The following is an 18,070-nucleotide window of genomic DNA, read 5'->3' as shown; positions in this document are numbered from 1 at the left end:
AAGCGAGCAGATGAATGTTAAAAGCTTACTAAGCTTGGTAAATCGCACCTAAAATGCGTAGGCCTTTAGCCCCGGTGACTTGTGGCAGGTTTGCAGTTTGTTTGGCCATGCATTTTTTTGCTAGCCATGCAAAGGCAATTGCCTCAACCCAATCCACGCCCATGCCTAGCTGGTCTGTAGTAGCGATAGTGGTTGTACCCATGAGTGATTGCAATTCACTCTGCAAGAGTTTGTTCTTTGCGCCGCCGCCGCATAGATATATTTCATCGACTTGACCGCAATGTTGGTAAACAGCATTTGCAATAGAGTGCGCGCTTAATGCTACTAAGGTACGCGCAACATCTTGGGCTGCATAGTTTTGCTGGGTTAAGTAGTGATTTAGCCACGCAGTATTAAATAAATCGCGGCCAGTACTCTTAGGCGGTGCTGCAGCAAAGTAAGGTTCGCTCAGCATCGCCGTGAGCAATGGCTCAATAGTCTTGCCTGTACTAGCCCATTGACCATCCGCATCGTAGTCTAAACCCAAGTGTTGTTTAATCCAGGTATCCAGCAACATGTTGCCGGGGCCAGAGTCAAAGCCGAATACATCACCAGCTGTACTTAGGTAGGTAATATTGGCGATGCCGCCGATATTGATAATTGCTCGATTATGAATGTTGCTGCTAAAAACATCTTGATGGAATGCAGGCACCAGCGGTGCTCCTTGGCCACCTGCTGCAATGTCTCTGCTTCTAAAGTCGTTCACTACGGTGATGCCGGTCAGTTCGCTTAGCAATGCCGCATTGCCAATTTGCATGGTAAAGCCTAATTCTGGGCGGTGTCTGATGGTTTGGCCGTGGCAGCCAATCGCAGTGACTGCACCTGCGTCCACTTGTGCGGCAGCAAGCAGGGCATTGACTGCGTCTGCATATAAATAGGCAAGGGTGTTACCCATGCGAGCGGTTGTTTCTAGTTCGTTTGTGGTGGGGTGTTGTAAAGCGAGAATCTGCGTGCGTAAATCTGCAGGATAAGCCAAAAAATGCGTTTTAAGCAGCTGAGGCTGCTGTGTATGGTCGAACGTAACTAGGGCAGCGTCCACCCCATCTAGGCTAGTACCCGACATTAAGCCGATAAAAAGCTCGCTAGCCATGATGGTGATATTTAGTGCTGCTAAATTATTCTAAGGCTGCAATATTGCTGGTGCCTAGCAATCTAAGCTGCGCTGTCATTTGGCTGCTGATAGACTCAAATTTAGCTTTATTGCTGCCTTGAATGATATTGGTTTTAGGCAGCGCAACTTTCATGGGATCTTGGTGCTGGCCATTGATTAAAAATTCATAATGCAAATGTGGGCCGGTAGCCACGCCTGACATCCCTACAAAGCCTATCATCTGGCCTTGCGTGATTTTTGAGCCGCGACGTAGCTCTGGCGCAAAGCGTGAAAGATGTCCGTACAAAGTGCTCACGCCATTCGCATGTTTCAGGACAATCACGTTGCCGTAACCGCCTTTTTGTCCGACAAAATCAACCACAGCGTCGGCAGACGCTTTAATCCGAGTGCCGGTAGGTGCGGCAAAGTCTACGCCTTTATGTGCGCGCATTCTTTGTAGTACTGGGTGAAATCTTGCAACGCTAAAGCCTGAGCTTACGCGGCTAAATTCTAAAGGTGAACGTAAAAACGACTTATGCGTGCTTTTACCTTCAGGTGTGTAGTATTGCATCTGATTGTTGCCATCACGGAAGCCGACCGCACGGTAGACCTTGCCGTCATTCACAAATTCAGCCGCCAGCACTTCGCCTACTTTAATCAGTTCACCCTGATCATAGCTGCCTTCATAAATTACATTGAAGTGATCGCCACGGCGTAAGTCTGTATGAAAGTTGATTTCACTTTCAAAAATGTCTGCGAGTTGGATTGCAATATTGTCTGGAATATTTGCCGCATCTGTTGCGCCAAATAGTGAGCTGGTAATTTTCGCTGATTTTAATATGGGGCGAACTTCTAAAACACGATTATCTTGCTTGGCGGTATATCCATCATCTGTTTTCGTTACTGTCAAAAACGCGTCTGCGTTAACTTGGTATTCAAAATGAAACAAATTTCCATCCGCATCGGTCTCGGCTTTTACTTGGCGGCCAGGGATGATGGAGCGTGCAATTTCGCTGGCAACGCTGTCGGTGCGAATAAATTCCAAGGCATCACGATTGCGGATGTTGAGCCTGGCTAATACGCTTTGTAGCGTATCGTCCCTGCGTACGTAATCTTTATACCAAAACTTTTCGGTTAACTCAGAATCGTCATTTAATGCCTGCTCAAGTGTCGGCAGGCTTACTTCTTCAACCACCATAGAGGTCGCAATGTTGGTTGTTAATGTTTGCGGTGCAATACCAAATGCGGTGTAAATGCCAAATAATGGTAAGCAAGAAATTGCCAATACCCAGCGCAGCTTAAATTTACGCTCTGATAAGCGTTGTTGCTTGCGTTCAGCTTTATTGGCGTTTTGCGTTAAAATAGAGTTTTGGGGTGATTGGTGATGATTGGGCTCGTTAATATCCACGGGCTAACCTTTACTTAATTATTTCAGCTCTTGATACTAACAGAAAATTAAGTTTATACAAATAAACTAGCGGTAAAAAAACAATAGAGTTTAAGGACGTTAAAACGTGAATATTGAAATCAGCCAACAGCTTGCAGTGATTAAACGCGGCGCAGATGAACTATTAATTGAAGCCGAGTTAATTGAAAAGCTAAAAAAAGGTCAGCCACTAAAAATTAAAGCAGGTTTTGACCCAACGGCGCCAGATTTGCATCTTGGGCATACTGTACTTATTAATAAGTTGCGCCAATTTCAAGAGCTTGGACATACCGTGCTGTTCCTGATTGGTGATTTCACAGGCATGATTGGTGACCCGACCGGTAAAAGTGCGACACGTCCGCCATTGACGGCAGAGCAGGTGCAGGAGAATGCTAAGTCCTATACCGCGCAAGTTTTTAAGATACTTAAACCAGAGCAAACCGAGGTAGTGTTTAACTCTAAGTGGCTCACCGAACTTGGGGCTGCGGGCATGCTTAAATTGGCGGCTAGCCATACTGTGGCGCGCATGCTGGAGCGCGATGACTTCTCTAAGCGCTTCAAAGGTAATCAGCCGATTGCGATTCATGAGTTTCTCTATCCTTTATTGCAAGGTTACGATTCTGTTGCGCTAAATGCAGATGTGGAGTTAGGCGGTACTGACCAGAAGTTCAACTTGCTCATGGGGCGCGAGTTACAGAAGCAAGCAGGACAGAGTGCGCAATGCGTGCTTACTATGCCGTTGCTAGAAGGTTTAGATGGCGTGAATAAAATGTCTAAATCTTTAGGTAACTATATAGGTATCGCTGAGGCGCCAGAAATCATCTTCGCTAAAATCATGTCGATATCAGATGAATTGATGTGGCGTTATATAGAGCTGCTTTCATTTGAGTCGCTAGAAACTATTGCACAATGGAAAGCTGGCGTAATTGCAGGCGGCAATCCGCGTGATGTTAAAGTGCGCTTCGCGCAGGAGATTGTCACACGCTTCCACTCACAAGCGGATGCAGAAAAAGCTTTGGCTGATTTCCAAACGCGCTCAAAAGGCGGTATCCCGGATGATGTGCCCGAGGTGTCGGTGACTATTGATGCAGAGCAGGTAGGTGTTGCCCAGCTGCTTAAGTTGGCTGGTTTGGTTACTAGCACCTCAGAAGCATTCCGTGCCATTGAGCAAGGTGGTGTTAAGTTAGATGGTGAAAAAGTCACGGACAAAGCCTTAATGTTAAATAAAGCGAGCAGTGTGGTTGCGCAAGTAGGTAAGCGGAAGTTCGCAAATGTAACAATTATGTAACAGATTAAAAAATAGTGTTTGGATTGGGCTAAGGTGCTGTAGAATGCGCACCTTGCTAACGAAACACTGTTGGCGAAAAGCAGTAGAAGGCGCAGTAAAAAGTACGGTTAATTTTAATTAGTAAATATTACGAAATTAAGGTTGACGGGCGATAAAAGCTCTGTATAATGCGCACCTCGTTAACGCAAAGCGTAACGACGGAAACGAAAAGTTCTTTAACAATATAACAACTGATAAGTGTGGGTGCTTGTGAATGAAGCAGCTGACTTAATCGCAACTAACTTGTTTTAGTGTTTACATTAAAATTTAACTTAGTTGATTGGCATTAAGATCAGACTCAGAAAAACAAGTGCTTACACTTAAATTTATGACAAGATTGTAGTAATACAAACCTTGACAATGAATTTGAGTCATTACTTAATTATCTTAAGTAATAAAGCAAAAGCGAAATAACCACCTCGCAAGAGGAAAAAAGTAATAGTCAGAAATTAAACTGAAGAGTTTGATCCTGGCTCAGATTGAACGCTGGCGGAATGCTTTACACATGCAAGTCGAACGATGATTTCTAGCTTGCTAGAATGATTAGTGGCGAACGGGTGAGTAATGTATCGGAACGTATCCAATAATGGGGGATAACTAATCGAAAGGTTGGCTAATACCGCATACGCCCTACGGGGGAAAGCAGGGGATCTTCGGACCTTGCGTTAATGGAGCGGCCGATATCTGATTAGCTAGTTGGTGAGGTAAAAGCTCACCAAGGCGACGATCAGTAGCTGGTCTGAGAGGACGACCAGCCACACTGGAACTGAGACACGGTCCAGACTCCTACGGGAGGCAGCAGTGGGGAATTTTGGACAATGGGCGAAAGCCTGATCCAGCCATTCCGCGTGAGTGAAGAAGGCCTTCGGGTTGTAAAGCTCTTTCGCAAGGGAAGAAACGATGCAGTCGAATAAACTGTGTTAATGACGGTACCTTGATAAGAAGCACCGGCTAACTACGTGCCAGCAGCCGCGGTAATACGTAGGGTGCAAGCGTTAATCGGAATTACTGGGCGTAAAGCGTGCGCAGGCGGTTTTGTAAGTCAGATGTGAAATCCCCGAGCTCAACTTGGGAACTGCGTTTGAAACTACAAGACTAGAATATGTCAGAGGGGGGTAGAATTCCACGTGTAGCAGTGAAATGCGTAGAGATGTGGAGGAATACCAATGGCGAAGGCAGCCCCCTGGGATAATATTGACGCTCATGCACGAAAGCGTGGGGAGCAAACAGGATTAGATACCCTGGTAGTCCACGCCCTAAACGATGTCTACTAGTTGTTGGTGGAGTAAAATCCATGAGTAACGCAGCTAACGCGTGAAGTAGACCGCCTGGGGAGTACGGTCGCAAGATTAAAACTCAAAGGAATTGACGGGGGCCCGCACAAGCGGTGGATTATGTGGATTAATTCGATGCAACGCGAAAAACCTTACCTGGCCTTGACATGTAACGAACTTTCCAGAGATGGATTGGTGCTCGAAAGAGAACGTTAACACAGGTGCTGCATGGCTGTCGTCAGCTCGTGTCGTGAGATGTTGGGTTAAGTCCCGCAACGAGCGCAACCCTTGCCATTAATTGCCATCATTTAGTTGGGCACTTTAATGGGACTGCCGGTGACAAACCGGAGGAAGGTGGGGATGACGTCAAGTCCTCATGGCCCTTATGGCCAGGGCTTCACACGTAATACAATGGTCGGTACAGAGGGTTGCCAAGCCGCGAGGTGGAGCCAATCCCAGAAAGCCGATCGTAGTCCGGATTGTAGTCTGCAACTCGACTACATGAAGTCGGAATCGCTAGTAATCGCGGATCAGCATGTCGCGGTGAATACGTTCCCGGGCCTTGTACACACCGCCCGTCACACCATGGGAGTGGGTTTTACCAGAAGTAGTTAGTCTAACCGTAAGGAGGACGATTACCACGGTAGTATTCATGACTGGGGTGAAGTCGTAACAAGGTAGCCGTATCGGAAGGTGCGGCTGGATCACCTCCTTTCTAGAGACGTCTTTACTTTGCAAGCATTCACACTTATCAGTTGTTAGTAGTCAGCAGCATCAATGATTGACCAAACATTGGCGGAAACGCTAGTAAACCTTGAGGGTCTGTAGCTCAGCTGGTTAGAGCACCGTCTTGATAAGGCGGGGGTCGATGGTTCGAGTCCATCCAGACCCACCAGATTCACCTGAAAATGGGGGATTAGCTCAGCTGGGAGAGCACCTGCTTTGCAAGCAGGGGGTCAACGGTTCGATCCCGTTATCCTCCACCAAGTATTTGATGCTGTATGTAAGAAATTAGAAGTAAGTGTTACTTTGGTGTTTAAAGCCAAGTGAATATTTACTTCTAGTTTTTAACTAGACTGTTCTTTAACAAAATGGAAGAAGTAAAGTGAATACACATTATTGTGATGATATGTGTGTATTCAAAATGGGTAGTAATTGATTGCAAAATCGAAACATTTTGCTTTAGCTTGAGTTTCAAGAATGAAAGTTCTTAAAAACAAGTGAAGTAAAATAAACCAGTTAATGTTGTATAACCTTGCAGCATTAACGAAGTTGCTTTAGAAAAGCCTATGACGGATGTCTCATGCATCATGGGATCTGAATTTAAAAAGGGTTCAGGTTTTAACGTTATAGGATCAAGCGAATAAGTGCATATGGTGGATGCCTTGGCGATTACAGGCGATGAAGGACGTGATAGCCTGCGTAAAGTTTCGGGGAGCTGGCAAATAAGCTTTGATCCGGAAATGTCCGAATGGGGAAACCCACCCGCAAGGGTAACCGCTCCTGAATATATAGGGAGATGGTGGCAAACCGAGTGAACTGAAACATCTAAGTAGCTCGAGGAAAAGAAATCAACCGAGATTCCGTAAGTAGTGGCGAGCGAACATGGAATAGCCTGTTATTTTTAGCACATGCGATAGTAGAACGGAATGGAAAGTCCGGCCATAGAGGGTGATAGCCCCTTATACGAAATCCCGTGTGTGGAACTAGGGTAACGACAAGTAGGGCGGGGCACGAGAAACCTTGTCTGAACATGGGGGGACCATCCTCCAAGGCTAAATACTCGTAATCGACCGATAGTGAACCAGTACCGTGAGGGAAAGGCGAAAAGAACCCCGGGAGGGGAGTGAAATAGATCCTGAAACCGTATGCATACAAACAGTGGGAGCGGACTTGTTCCGTGACTGCGTACCTTTTGTATAATGGGTCAGCGACTTACATTCAGTAGCAAGCTTAACCGATAGGGGAGGCGTAGCGAAAGCGAGTCCGAATAGGGCGTCTAGTTGCTGGGTGTAGACCCGAAACCAAGTGATCTATCCATGGCCAGGATGAAGGTGCCGTAACAGGTACTGGAGGTCCGAACCCACAAATGTTGAAAAATTTGGGGATGAGCTGTGGATAGGGGTGAAAGGCTAAACAAACTTGGAAATAGCTGGTTCTCTCCGAAAACTATTTAGGTAGTGCCTCGTATATCATTCTCGGGGGTAGAGCACTGTTATGGCTAGGGGGTTCATAAGAACTTACCAAACCATTGCAAACTCCGAATACTGAGAAATGCAATTACGGGAGACAGACCATGGGTGCTAACGTCCGTGGTCAAGAGGGAAACAACCCAGACCGACAGCTAAGGTCCCAAATGACGTGCTAAGTGGAAAACGAAGTGGGAAGGCATAGACAGCCAGGATGTTGGCTTAGAAGCAGCCATCATTTAAAGAAAGCGTAATAGCTCACTGGTCGAGTCGTCCTGCGCGGAAGATGTAACGGGGCTAAGCACGTAACCGAAGCTTCGGATGCTACATTCTTCGGAATGTATGCATGGTAGGAGAGCGTTCTGTAGGCCTGCGAAGGTGTTCTGTGAGGAATGCTGGAGGTATCAGAAGTGCGAATGCTGACATGAGTAGCGATAAAGGGAGTGAAAAGCTCCCTCGCCGAAAACCCAAGGTTTCCTGCGCAACGTTCATCGGCGCAGGGTGAGTCGGCCCCTAAGGTGAGGCAGAGATGCGTAGCTGATGGGAAACAGGTTAATATTCCTGTACCTGTATACAATGCGATGTGGGGACGGAGAAGGTTAGGTCAGCCGGGTGTTGGATGTCCCGGTTCAAGCGTGTAGGCAGATTCTTTAGGCAAATCCGGAGAGTCGTTAATGCCAAGGCGTGATAACGAGCGTACTTGTACGTGAAGTGATTGATACCATGCTTCCAAGAAAAGCCACTAAGCTTCAGTTGTATAGAGACCGTACCGCAAACCGACACAGGTGGGTAGGATGAGAATTCTAAGGCGCTTGAGAGAACCCGGGAGAAGGAACTCGGCAAATTAGCACCGTAACTTCGGGAGAAGGTGCGCCCCGGTAGAGTGTAGAGACTTGCTCTCGAAGCTCGATGGGGTTGCAGTGAAAAGGTGGCTGCGACTGTTTAATAAAAACACAGCACTCTGCAAACACGAAAGTGGACGTATAGGGTGTGACGCCTGCCCGGTGCTGGAAGATTAAATGATGGGGTGCAAGCTCTTGATTGAAGTCCCAGTAAACGGCGGCCGTAACTATAACGGTCCTAAGGTAGCGAAATTCCTTGTCGGGTAAGTTCCGACCCGCACGAATGGCGTAACGATGGCCACACTGTCTCCTCTCGGGACTCAGCGAAGTTGAAATGTTTGTGAAGATGCAATCTACCCGCGGCTAGACGGAAAGACCCCATGAACCTTTACTGTAGCTTTACATTGGACTTTGACAAGATTTGTGTAGGATAGGTGGGAGACTATGAAGCGGTGTCGCTAGATATCGTGGAGTCAACCTTGAAATACCACCCTGATGTTGTTGAGGTTCTAACCTAGGTCCGTAATCCGGACTGGGGACCGTGTATGGTGGGCAGTTTGACTGGGGCGGTCTCCTCCCAAAGAGTAACGGAGGAGTGCGAAGGTAACCTAGGTACGGTCGGAAATCGTACTGATAGTGCAATGGCATAAGGTTGCTTGACTGCGAGACGGACAGGTCGAGCAGGTGCGAAAGCAGGTCATAGTGATCCGGTGGTTCTGTATGGAAGGGCCATCGCTCAACGGATAAAAGGTACTCTGGGGATAACAGGCTGATTCCTCCCAAGAGTTCATATCGACGGGGGAGTTTGGCACCTCGATGTCGGCTCATCACATCCTGGGGCTGTAGCCGGTCCCAAGGGTATGGCTGTTCGCCATTTAAAGTGGTACGTGAGCTGGGTTTAAAACGTCGTGAGACAGTTTGGTCCCTATCTGCCGTGGGCGTTGGAAATTTGAAGGGACCTGCTCCTAGTACGAGAGGACCGGAGTGGACAGATCTCTGGTGGACCGGTTATCACGCCAGTGGTATAGCCGGGTAGCTAAATCTGGAAGAGATAAACGCTGAAAGCATCTAAGCGTGAAACTCGCCTTGAGATGAGATTTCCCTGGGGGTTTAACCCCCCTAAAGAGTCGTTCGAGACCAGGACGTTGATAGGACGGATGTGGAAGCGCAGTAATGCGTTAAGCTGACCGTTACTAATTGCTCGTGAGGCTTGATCCTATAACCTTAAAACTTGAAGCAATTCGAGATTAATGGTTGTTTTAAAGCTAGATAATGTAATCAATACCCCGTTTGACCCCATACCTAAAGGTATGAAGACTTTACTTCTTCCAATTTGTTACAGACGCCTCATGAAAATGAGACGGCAACACAGCATAATCGCTTGTGTGTTTGAAGGCTAAACATGCGAGACACCAGTTATGCTTGGCGGCCATAGCGGTTTGGAACCACCCCTTCCCATCTCGAACAGGGCCGTGAAACGAACCAGCGCCAATGATAGTATGCTCCTTGCATGCGAAAGTAGGTCACTGCCAAGCTATTTATACCAAAAACCCCATTACACATGTAGTGGGGTTTTTTATTTATGTAAGCGCCTAATTTTAAGATGTAACAATTATGTAACAGATTAAAAAATAGTGTTTGGATTGGGCTAAGGTGCTGTAGAATGCGCACCTTGCTAACGAAACACTGTTGGCGAAAAGCAGTAGAAGGCGCAGTAAAAAGTACGGTTAATTTTAATTAGTAAATATTACGAAATTAAGGTTGACGGGCGATAAAAGCTCTGTATAATGCGCACCTCGTTAACGCAAAGCGTAACGACGGAAACGAAAAGTTCTTTAACAATATAACAACTGATAAGTGTGGGTGCTTGTGAATGAAGCAGCTGACTTAATCGCAACTAACTTGTTTTAGTGTTTACATTAAAATTTAACTTAGTTGATTGGCATTAAGATCAGACTCAGAAAAACAAGTGCTTACACTTAAATTTATGACAAGATTGTAGTAATACAAACCTTGACAATGAATTTGAGTCATTACTTAATTATCTTAAGTAATAAAGCAAAAGCGAAATAACCACCTCGCAAGAGGAAAAAAGTAATAGTCAGAAATTAAACTGAAGAGTTTGATCCTGGCTCAGATTGAACGCTGGCGGAATGCTTTACACATGCAAGTCGAACGATGATTTCTAGCTTGCTAGAATGATTAGTGGCGAACGGGTGAGTAATGTATCGGAACGTATCCAATAATGGGGGATAACTAATCGAAAGGTTGGCTAATACCGCATACGCCCTACGGGGGAAAGCAGGGGATCTTCGGACCTTGCGTTAATGGAGCGGCCGATATCTGATTAGCTAGTTGGTGAGGTAAAAGCTCACCAAGGCGACGATCAGTAGCTGGTCTGAGAGGACGACCAGCCACACTGGAACTGAGACACGGTCCAGACTCCTACGGGAGGCAGCAGTGGGGAATTTTGGACAATGGGCGAAAGCCTGATCCAGCCATTCCGCGTGAGTGAAGAAGGCCTTCGGGTTGTAAAGCTCTTTCGCAAGGGAAGAAACGATGCAGTCGAATAAACTGTGTTAATGACGGTACCTTGATAAGAAGCACCGGCTAACTACGTGCCAGCAGCCGCGGTAATACGTAGGGTGCAAGCGTTAATCGGAATTACTGGGCGTAAAGCGTGCGCAGGCGGTTTTGTAAGTCAGATGTGAAATCCCCGAGCTCAACTTGGGAACTGCGTTTGAAACTACAAGACTAGAATATGTCAGAGGGGGGTAGAATTCCACGTGTAGCAGTGAAATGCGTAGAGATGTGGAGGAATACCAATGGCGAAGGCAGCCCCCTGGGATAATATTGACGCTCATGCACGAAAGCGTGGGGAGCAAACAGGATTAGATACCCTGGTAGTCCACGCCCTAAACGATGTCTACTAGTTGTTGGTGGAGTAAAATCCATGAGTAACGCAGCTAACGCGTGAAGTAGACCGCCTGGGGAGTACGGTCGCAAGATTAAAACTCAAAGGAATTGACGGGGGCCCGCACAAGCGGTGGATTATGTGGATTAATTCGATGCAACGCGAAAAACCTTACCTGGCCTTGACATGTAACGAACTTTCCAGAGATGGATTGGTGCTCGAAAGAGAACGTTAACACAGGTGCTGCATGGCTGTCGTCAGCTCGTGTCGTGAGATGTTGGGTTAAGTCCCGCAACGAGCGCAACCCTTGCCATTAATTGCCATCATTTAGTTGGGCACTTTAATGGGACTGCCGGTGACAAACCGGAGGAAGGTGGGGATGACGTCAAGTCCTCATGGCCCTTATGGCCAGGGCTTCACACGTAATACAATGGTCGGTACAGAGGGTTGCCAAGCCGCGAGGTGGAGCCAATCCCAGAAAGCCGATCGTAGTCCGGATTGTAGTCTGCAACTCGACTACATGAAGTCGGAATCGCTAGTAATCGCGGATCAGCATGTCGCGGTGAATACGTTCCCGGGCCTTGTACACACCGCCCGTCACACCATGGGAGTGGGTTTTACCAGAAGTAGTTAGTCTAACCGTAAGGAGGACGATTACCACGGTAGTATTCATGACTGGGGTGAAGTCGTAACAAGGTAGCCGTATCGGAAGGTGCGGCTGGATCACCTCCTTTCTAGAGACGTCTTTACTTTGCAAGCATTCACACTTATCAGTTGTTAGTAGTCAGCAGCATCAATGATTGACCAAACATTGGCGGAAACGCTAGTAAACCTTGAGGGTCTGTAGCTCAGCTGGTTAGAGCACCGTCTTGATAAGGCGGGGGTCGATGGTTCGAGTCCATCCAGACCCACCAGATTCACCTGAAAATGGGGGATTAGCTCAGCTGGGAGAGCACCTGCTTTGCAAGCAGGGGGTCAACGGTTCGATCCCGTTATCCTCCACCAAGTATTTGATGCTGTATGTAAGAAATTAGAAGTAAGTGTTACTTTGGTGTTTAAAGCCAAGTGAATATTTACTTCTAGTTTTTAACTAGACTGTTCTTTAACAAAATGGAAGAAGTAAAGTGAATACACATTATTGTGATGATATGTGTGTATTCAAAATGGGTAGTAATTGATTGCAAAATCGAAACATTTTGCTTTAGCTTGAGTTTCAAGAATGAAAGTTCTTAAAAACAAGTGAAGTAAAATAAACCAGTTAATGTTGTATAACCTTGCAGCATTAACGAAGTTGCTTTAGAAAAGCCTATGACGGATGTCTCATGCATCATGGGATCTGAATTTAAAAAGGGTTCAGGTTTTAACGTTATAGGATCAAGCGAATAAGTGCATATGGTGGATGCCTTGGCGATTACAGGCGATGAAGGACGTGATAGCCTGCGTAAAGTTTCGGGGAGCTGGCAAATAAGCTTTGATCCGGAAATGTCCGAATGGGGAAACCCACCCGCAAGGGTAACCGCTCCTGAATATATAGGGAGATGGTGGCAAACCGAGTGAACTGAAACATCTAAGTAGCTCGAGGAAAAGAAATCAACCGAGATTCCGTAAGTAGTGGCGAGCGAACATGGAATAGCCTGTTATTTTTAGCACATGCGATAGTAGAACGGAATGGAAAGTCCGGCCATAGAGGGTGATAGCCCCTTATACGAAATCCCGTGTGTGGAACTAGGGTAACGACAAGTAGGGCGGGGCACGAGAAACCTTGTCTGAACATGGGGGGACCATCCTCCAAGGCTAAATACTCGTAATCGACCGATAGTGAACCAGTACCGTGAGGGAAAGGCGAAAAGAACCCCGGGAGGGGAGTGAAATAGATCCTGAAACCGTATGCATACAAACAGTGGGAGCGGACTTGTTCCGTGACTGCGTACCTTTTGTATAATGGGTCAGCGACTTACATTCAGTAGCAAGCTTAACCGATAGGGGAGGCGTAGCGAAAGCGAGTCCGAATAGGGCGTCTAGTTGCTGGGTGTAGACCCGAAACCAAGTGATCTATCCATGGCCAGGATGAAGGTGCCGTAACAGGTACTGGAGGTCCGAACCCACAAATGTTGAAAAATTTGGGGATGAGCTGTGGATAGGGGTGAAAGGCTAAACAAACTTGGAAATAGCTGGTTCTCTCCGAAAACTATTTAGGTAGTGCCTCGTATATCATTCTCGGGGGTAGAGCACTGTTATGGCTAGGGGGTTCATAAGAACTTACCAAACCATTGCAAACTCCGAATACTGAGAAATGCAATTACGGGAGACAGACCATGGGTGCTAACGTCCGTGGTCAAGAGGGAAACAACCCAGACCGACAGCTAAGGTCCCAAATGACGTGCTAAGTGGAAAACGAAGTGGGAAGGCATAGACAGCCAGGATGTTGGCTTAGAAGCAGCCATCATTTAAAGAAAGCGTAATAGCTCACTGGTCGAGTCGTCCTGCGCGGAAGATGTAACGGGGCTAAGCACGTAACCGAAGCTTCGGATGCTACATTCTTCGGAATGTATGCATGGTAGGAGAGCGTTCTGTAGGCCTGCGAAGGTGTTCTGTGAGGAATGCTGGAGGTATCAGAAGTGCGAATGCTGACATGAGTAGCGATAAAGGGAGTGAAAAGCTCCCTCGCCGAAAACCCAAGGTTTCCTGCGCAACGTTCATCGGCGCAGGGTGAGTCGGCCCCTAAGGTGAGGCAGAGATGCGTAGCTGATGGGAAACAGGTTAATATTCCTGTACCTGTATACAATGCGATGTGGGGACGGAGAAGGTTAGGTCAGCCGGGTGTTGGATGTCCCGGTTCAAGCGTGTAGGCAGATTCTTTAGGCAAATCCGGAGAGTCGTTAATGCCAAGGCGTGATAACGAGCGTACTTGTACGTGAAGTGATTGATACCATGCTTCCAAGAAAAGCCACTAAGCTTCAGTTGTATAGAGACCGTACCGCAAACCGACACAGGTGGGTAGGATGAGAATTCTAAGGCGCTTGAGAGAACCCGGGAGAAGGAACTCGGCAAATTAGCACCGTAACTTCGGGAGAAGGTGCGCCCCGGTAGAGTGTAGAGACTTGCTCTCGAAGCTCGATGGGGTTGCAGTGAAAAGGTGGCTGCGACTGTTTAATAAAAACACAGCACTCTGCAAACACGAAAGTGGACGTATAGGGTGTGACGCCTGCCCGGTGCTGGAAGATTAAATGATGGGGTGCAAGCTCTTGATTGAAGTCCCAGTAAACGGCGGCCGTAACTATAACGGTCCTAAGGTAGCGAAATTCCTTGTCGGGTAAGTTCCGACCCGCACGAATGGCGTAACGATGGCCACACTGTCTCCTCTCGGGACTCAGCGAAGTTGAAATGTTTGTGAAGATGCAATCTACCCGCGGCTAGACGGAAAGACCCCATGAACCTTTACTGTAGCTTTACATTGGACTTTGACAAGATTTGTGTAGGATAGGTGGGAGACTATGAAGCGGTGTCGCTAGATATCGTGGAGTCAACCTTGAAATACCACCCTGATGTTGTTGAGGTTCTAACCTAGGTCCGTAATCCGGACTGGGGACCGTGTATGGTGGGCAGTTTGACTGGGGCGGTCTCCTCCCAAAGAGTAACGGAGGAGTGCGAAGGTAACCTAGGTACGGTCGGAAATCGTACTGATAGTGCAATGGCATAAGGTTGCTTGACTGCGAGACGGACAGGTCGAGCAGGTGCGAAAGCAGGTCATAGTGATCCGGTGGTTCTGTATGGAAGGGCCATCGCTCAACGGATAAAAGGTACTCTGGGGATAACAGGCTGATTCCTCCCAAGAGTTCATATCGACGGGGGAGTTTGGCACCTCGATGTCGGCTCATCACATCCTGGGGCTGTAGCCGGTCCCAAGGGTATGGCTGTTCGCCATTTAAAGTGGTACGTGAGCTGGGTTTAAAACGTCGTGAGACAGTTTGGTCCCTATCTGCCGTGGGCGTTGGAAATTTGAAGGGACCTGCTCCTAGTACGAGAGGACCGGAGTGGACAGATCTCTGGTGGACCGGTTATCACGCCAGTGGTATAGCCGGGTAGCTAAATCTGGAAGAGATAAACGCTGAAAGCATCTAAGCGTGAAACTCGCCTTGAGATGAGATTTCCCTGGGGGTTTAACCCCCCTAAAGAGTCGTTCGAGACCAGGACGTTGATAGGACGGATGTGGAAGCGCAGTAATGCGTTAAGCTGACCGTTACTAATTGCTCGTGAGGCTTGATCCTATAACCTTAAAACTTGAAGCAATTCGAGATTAATGGTTGTTTTAAAGCTAGATAATGTAATCAATACCCCGTTTGACCCCATACCTAAAGGTATGAAGACTTTACTTCTTCCAATTTGTTACAGACGCCTCATGAAAATGAGACGGCAACACAGCATAATCGCTTGTGTGTTTGAAGGCTAAACATGCGAGACACCAGTTATGCTTGGCGGCCATAGCGGTTTGGAACCACCCCTTCCCATCTCGAACAGGGCCGTGAAACGAACCAGCGCCAATGATAGTATGCTCCTTGCATGCGAAAGTAGGTCACTGCCAAGCTATTTATACCAAAAACCCCATTACACATGTAGTGGGGTTTTTTTACGTCCGTACGCATGTGGAGCTTGCCTGCAATACACGGTCGCCGCGCTGCGCGTTCCGCAATCCCCTTTTAGCCTGTAGCTTCTATCTCCTACTATCGCCCATAGTTTTTTACTTGCTGCTTGTCATTTCTCTCTTAGCTTCGTTGTTAACGGTTATATGCTAATATTGCAAGTGATTGAATTGTTTCTCTTAATTCTAGAAAACTTTACAAGTTGCTTGTAATTATGGTGCTGATTTAGCATTGCTTACATGTACATTTGTTCTGAATTGATACTGGATACCAATGACTACTTCTAACGAGTACCTTGATGCAGACAACGCTGTTTATAAAACATTGTTGGAGTCGACTAAAGCCATCCCTTGGAAGATAGATTGGGGCACGCTGCAGTTTGCATATATCGGGCCGCAAATTGAACAGTTGTTAGGATGGTCTCCGGCTAGCTGGGTGACGGTAGAGGACTGGGCATCAAGAATGCATCCTGAAGACCGGGCTTGGGTGGTTGATTATTGTGTAGCTCAGTCTAAATCTGGTACTGATCATGAGGCGGACTATCGAGCACTAACAAAAGATGGCGAGTATGTATGGATTCGTGACGTGGTGCACGTGGTACGCAACGCACAGGGTGAGGTGGAAGCTCTGATAGGGTTTATGTTTGACATTACCGAACGTAAGAACACCGAGCAGAAGCTGATTGTGTTGCAAAAGGAGCTAGAAGAGCTCTCATTTAAGGACGCGTTGACCGGTGTATATAATCGCCGCATGTTTGATTCTGTGATGGAGGTTGAGTGGGCTAATGCCAAGCGCAACCATCAGCCACTTTCTCTCCTTATGTTAGATATTGATTACTTTAAGCAATATAACGATTTCTATGGGCACATACATGGGGATGAGTGCTTGAAACGTGTGGCGAAAGAGTTGAACAAAGTAGCGACCAGATCGCGTGATTTTTTTGCACGCTTTGGCGGTGAAGAGTTCATTATTGTCTTACCGGAAACAGACGAAAAAGCGGCCAAAATGATTGCTGAGCGATGCCGTAGTTTGATTTTTAAGGCGCAGATTCCGCATGAAAAATCATTGGTGAGCCAGATGTTAACGGTCAGTATTGGTGTGAGTACGATTATTCCTATACACAGCGACGAAGCAATCAACTTTATCGCCGCGGTAGATAGACAGTTGTATCAAGCGAAGGAAACAGGTAGAAATCGTATTGCTTAACGATTTCTACCTTAATTTTTGCAGTTATGCAGCAAACACACGCACATTTCTAGGGTAGACATGTACATGCTGTGCAGGTGTCAGCTTGAGTTCACGGAAGCGTTCTTGTGTAAGTTCTGCCTCGATTAGCTCAGTATGGTCATTGCGTTCTAACTCCACTTTTACTAGCGGACCCACCGCATTCACGTAGCGCACAATCGCCTCGAAGCCGACACGATCAGCTTTCTGGGTATTATAAATTTCAATGTCATGCGGACGCACAAAGGCCAGTGCTGGCGTGTTTTGTGTGTCCTCATGTGCGTCTAGCTTTAAATCCACTCCTGCAACCTGAGCTGAACCCTGATGGATATGGCTGTCGAACTGATTTACATTACCCAAGAATTGATAGACAAAAGGTGATACGGGGTGGTCGTATACTTCTTGTGGCGTACCAATTTGTTCAATCTTGCCGCGATTGATCACCACTACGCGATCTGCAACCTCTAAGGCTTCCTCCTGATCATGTGTGACGAAGATACTGGTAATGTGCAGTTCATCATGTAAGCGACGTAACCAGCGACGTAGTTCTTTGCGTACCTTCGCATCTAATGCCCCAAATGGCTCATCCAGCAGCAATACTTTAGGCTCTACTGCTAAAGCGCGTGCCAAAGCAATACGTTGGCGCTGGCCACCAGATAGCTGAGGTGGATAGCGATCAGCCAGCCAATCTAGCTGCACCAGTTCTAGTAGTTCATGCACACGACGTTTAATTTCGGCATCTGATGGGCGAGTATGTTTAGGACGTACTCGTAAGCCAAATGCGACATTTTCAAATACGGTCATATGGCGGAACAATGCATAGTGCTGAAATACAAAGCCAACTTCACGTTCTTGCACTTGGCGCTCTGTGGCATCGTTACCATGAAATAAGATGTTGCCTGAGTCTGGCGTTTCTAGGCCGGCAATAATGCGCAGCAATGTTGTTTTACCGCAACCTGATGGGCCCAATAGCGCAACAAGTTCACCGCTAGGGACATCCAAGCTTACATCGTTAAGTGCGCTAAATTGTCCAAAATTCTTTTTGATATTACGTATTTCTATACTCATAGTTGTATTCCAAAATAATGGTTGTGCGAGTGATAAT

General features: G+C 47.0%; 5 protein-coding genes, 4 tRNA genes and 6 rRNA genes. 12 read left to right on the top strand and 3 right to left on the bottom strand.

Annotated elements, in window-relative coordinates; genetic code table 11:
* Positions 1 to 28 precede the first annotated feature (28 nt).
* Complete coding sequence (locus tag ACSSU7_RS08690; RefSeq protein WP_492516104.1) at positions 29 to 1,129, bottom strand: anhydro-N-acetylmuramic acid kinase; 1,101 nt, start codon at positions 1,127 to 1,129, stop codon at positions 29 to 31.
* Between the two features lie 25 nt (positions 1,130 to 1,154).
* Positions 1,155 to 2,537 (bottom strand): M23 family metallopeptidase, encoded by a 1,383-nt coding sequence (locus ACSSU7_RS08685; RefSeq protein ID WP_492516103.1) that lies wholly within the window; start codon positions 2,535 to 2,537, stop codon positions 1,155 to 1,157.
* A gap of 106 nt (positions 2,538 to 2,643) precedes the next feature.
* Here ACSSU7_RS08685 and tyrS point away from each other — a divergent pair, with 106 nt between their 5' ends.
* The 12 genes from tyrS to ACSSU7_RS08625 all read left to right on the top strand — a co-directional run bounded on the left by tyrS (position 2,644) and on the right by ACSSU7_RS08625 (position 16,947).
* Positions 2,644 to 3,843 carry a tyrosine--tRNA ligase gene (gene tyrS, locus ACSSU7_RS08680; protein WP_492516102.1) on the top strand — a complete coding sequence of 400 codons (1,200 nt, stop codon included), beginning with the start codon at positions 2,644 to 2,646 and terminating at the stop codon, positions 3,841 to 3,843.
* 490 nt (positions 3,844 to 4,333) lie between these two features.
* Positions 4,334 to 5,871 (top strand): 16S ribosomal RNA (locus ACSSU7_RS08675).
* A 103-nt stretch (positions 5,872 to 5,974) separates the two neighbouring features.
* Positions 5,975 to 6,051: transfer RNA gene (locus tag ACSSU7_RS08670), tRNA-Ile, on the top strand.
* A gap of 15 nt (positions 6,052 to 6,066) precedes the next feature.
* Positions 6,067 to 6,142, top strand: a tRNA-Ala gene (locus ACSSU7_RS08665).
* A gap of 367 nt (positions 6,143 to 6,509) precedes the next feature.
* A 23S ribosomal RNA gene (locus ACSSU7_RS08660) occupies positions 6,510 to 9,405 on the top strand.
* A gap of 203 nt (positions 9,406 to 9,608) precedes the next feature.
* A 5S ribosomal RNA gene (gene rrf, locus ACSSU7_RS08655) occupies positions 9,609 to 9,722 on the top strand.
* Positions 9,723 to 10,297: 575 nt separating this feature from the next.
* Positions 10,298 to 11,835 (top strand): 16S ribosomal RNA (locus tag ACSSU7_RS08650).
* A gap of 103 nt (positions 11,836 to 11,938) precedes the next feature.
* A tRNA-Ile gene (locus ACSSU7_RS08645) sits at positions 11,939 to 12,015 on the top strand.
* A 15-nt stretch (positions 12,016 to 12,030) separates the two neighbouring features.
* Positions 12,031 to 12,106 (top strand) — tRNA-Ala (locus ACSSU7_RS08640).
* 367 nt (positions 12,107 to 12,473) lie between these two features.
* A 23S ribosomal RNA gene (locus ACSSU7_RS08635) occupies positions 12,474 to 15,369 on the top strand.
* Between the two features lie 203 nt (positions 15,370 to 15,572).
* Positions 15,573 to 15,686 (top strand): 5S ribosomal RNA (rrf, locus tag ACSSU7_RS08630).
* The 16S, 23S and 5S rRNA genes sit together here with 4 tRNA genes alongside, the layout of an rRNA operon.
* 328 nt (positions 15,687 to 16,014) lie before the next feature.
* Entirely contained in the window at positions 16,015 to 16,947 is a 933-nt protein-coding gene (locus ACSSU7_RS08625; RefSeq protein WP_492516101.1) for a GGDEF domain-containing protein, read from the top strand.
* A 24-nt stretch (positions 16,948 to 16,971) separates the two neighbouring features.
* Here the strand turns inward: ACSSU7_RS08625 and ACSSU7_RS08620 are convergent, their stop codons facing one another.
* Positions 16,972 to 18,033: a sulfate/molybdate ABC transporter ATP-binding protein gene (locus tag ACSSU7_RS08620; RefSeq protein ID WP_492516100.1), complete on the bottom strand. Its 1,062-nt coding sequence runs from the start codon at positions 18,031 to 18,033 to the stop codon at positions 16,972 to 16,974.
* Positions 18,034 to 18,070 lie beyond the last annotated feature (37 nt).

Source organism: Methylotenera sp. E1MeOHC1, from assembly GCF_058745595.1.
The sequence above is the reverse complement of the archived record's forward strand: the minus strand, read 5'-3'. Positions and strand labels throughout refer to the sequence as shown.

Excerpts from the sequence above, each read along its gene's own strand:
- ACSSU7_RS08690 (WP_492516104.1), bottom strand. The coding sequence starts at position 1,129 with ATGGCTAGCGAGCTTTTTATCGGCTTAATGTCGGGTACTAGCCTAGAT.
- ACSSU7_RS08625 (WP_492516101.1), top strand. The coding sequence starts at position 16,015 with ATGACTACTTCTAACGAGTACCTTGATGCAGACAACGCTGTTTATAAA.
- ACSSU7_RS08620 (WP_492516100.1), bottom strand. The coding sequence starts at position 18,033 with ATGAGTATAGAAATACGTAATATCAAAAAGAATTTTGGACAATTTAGC.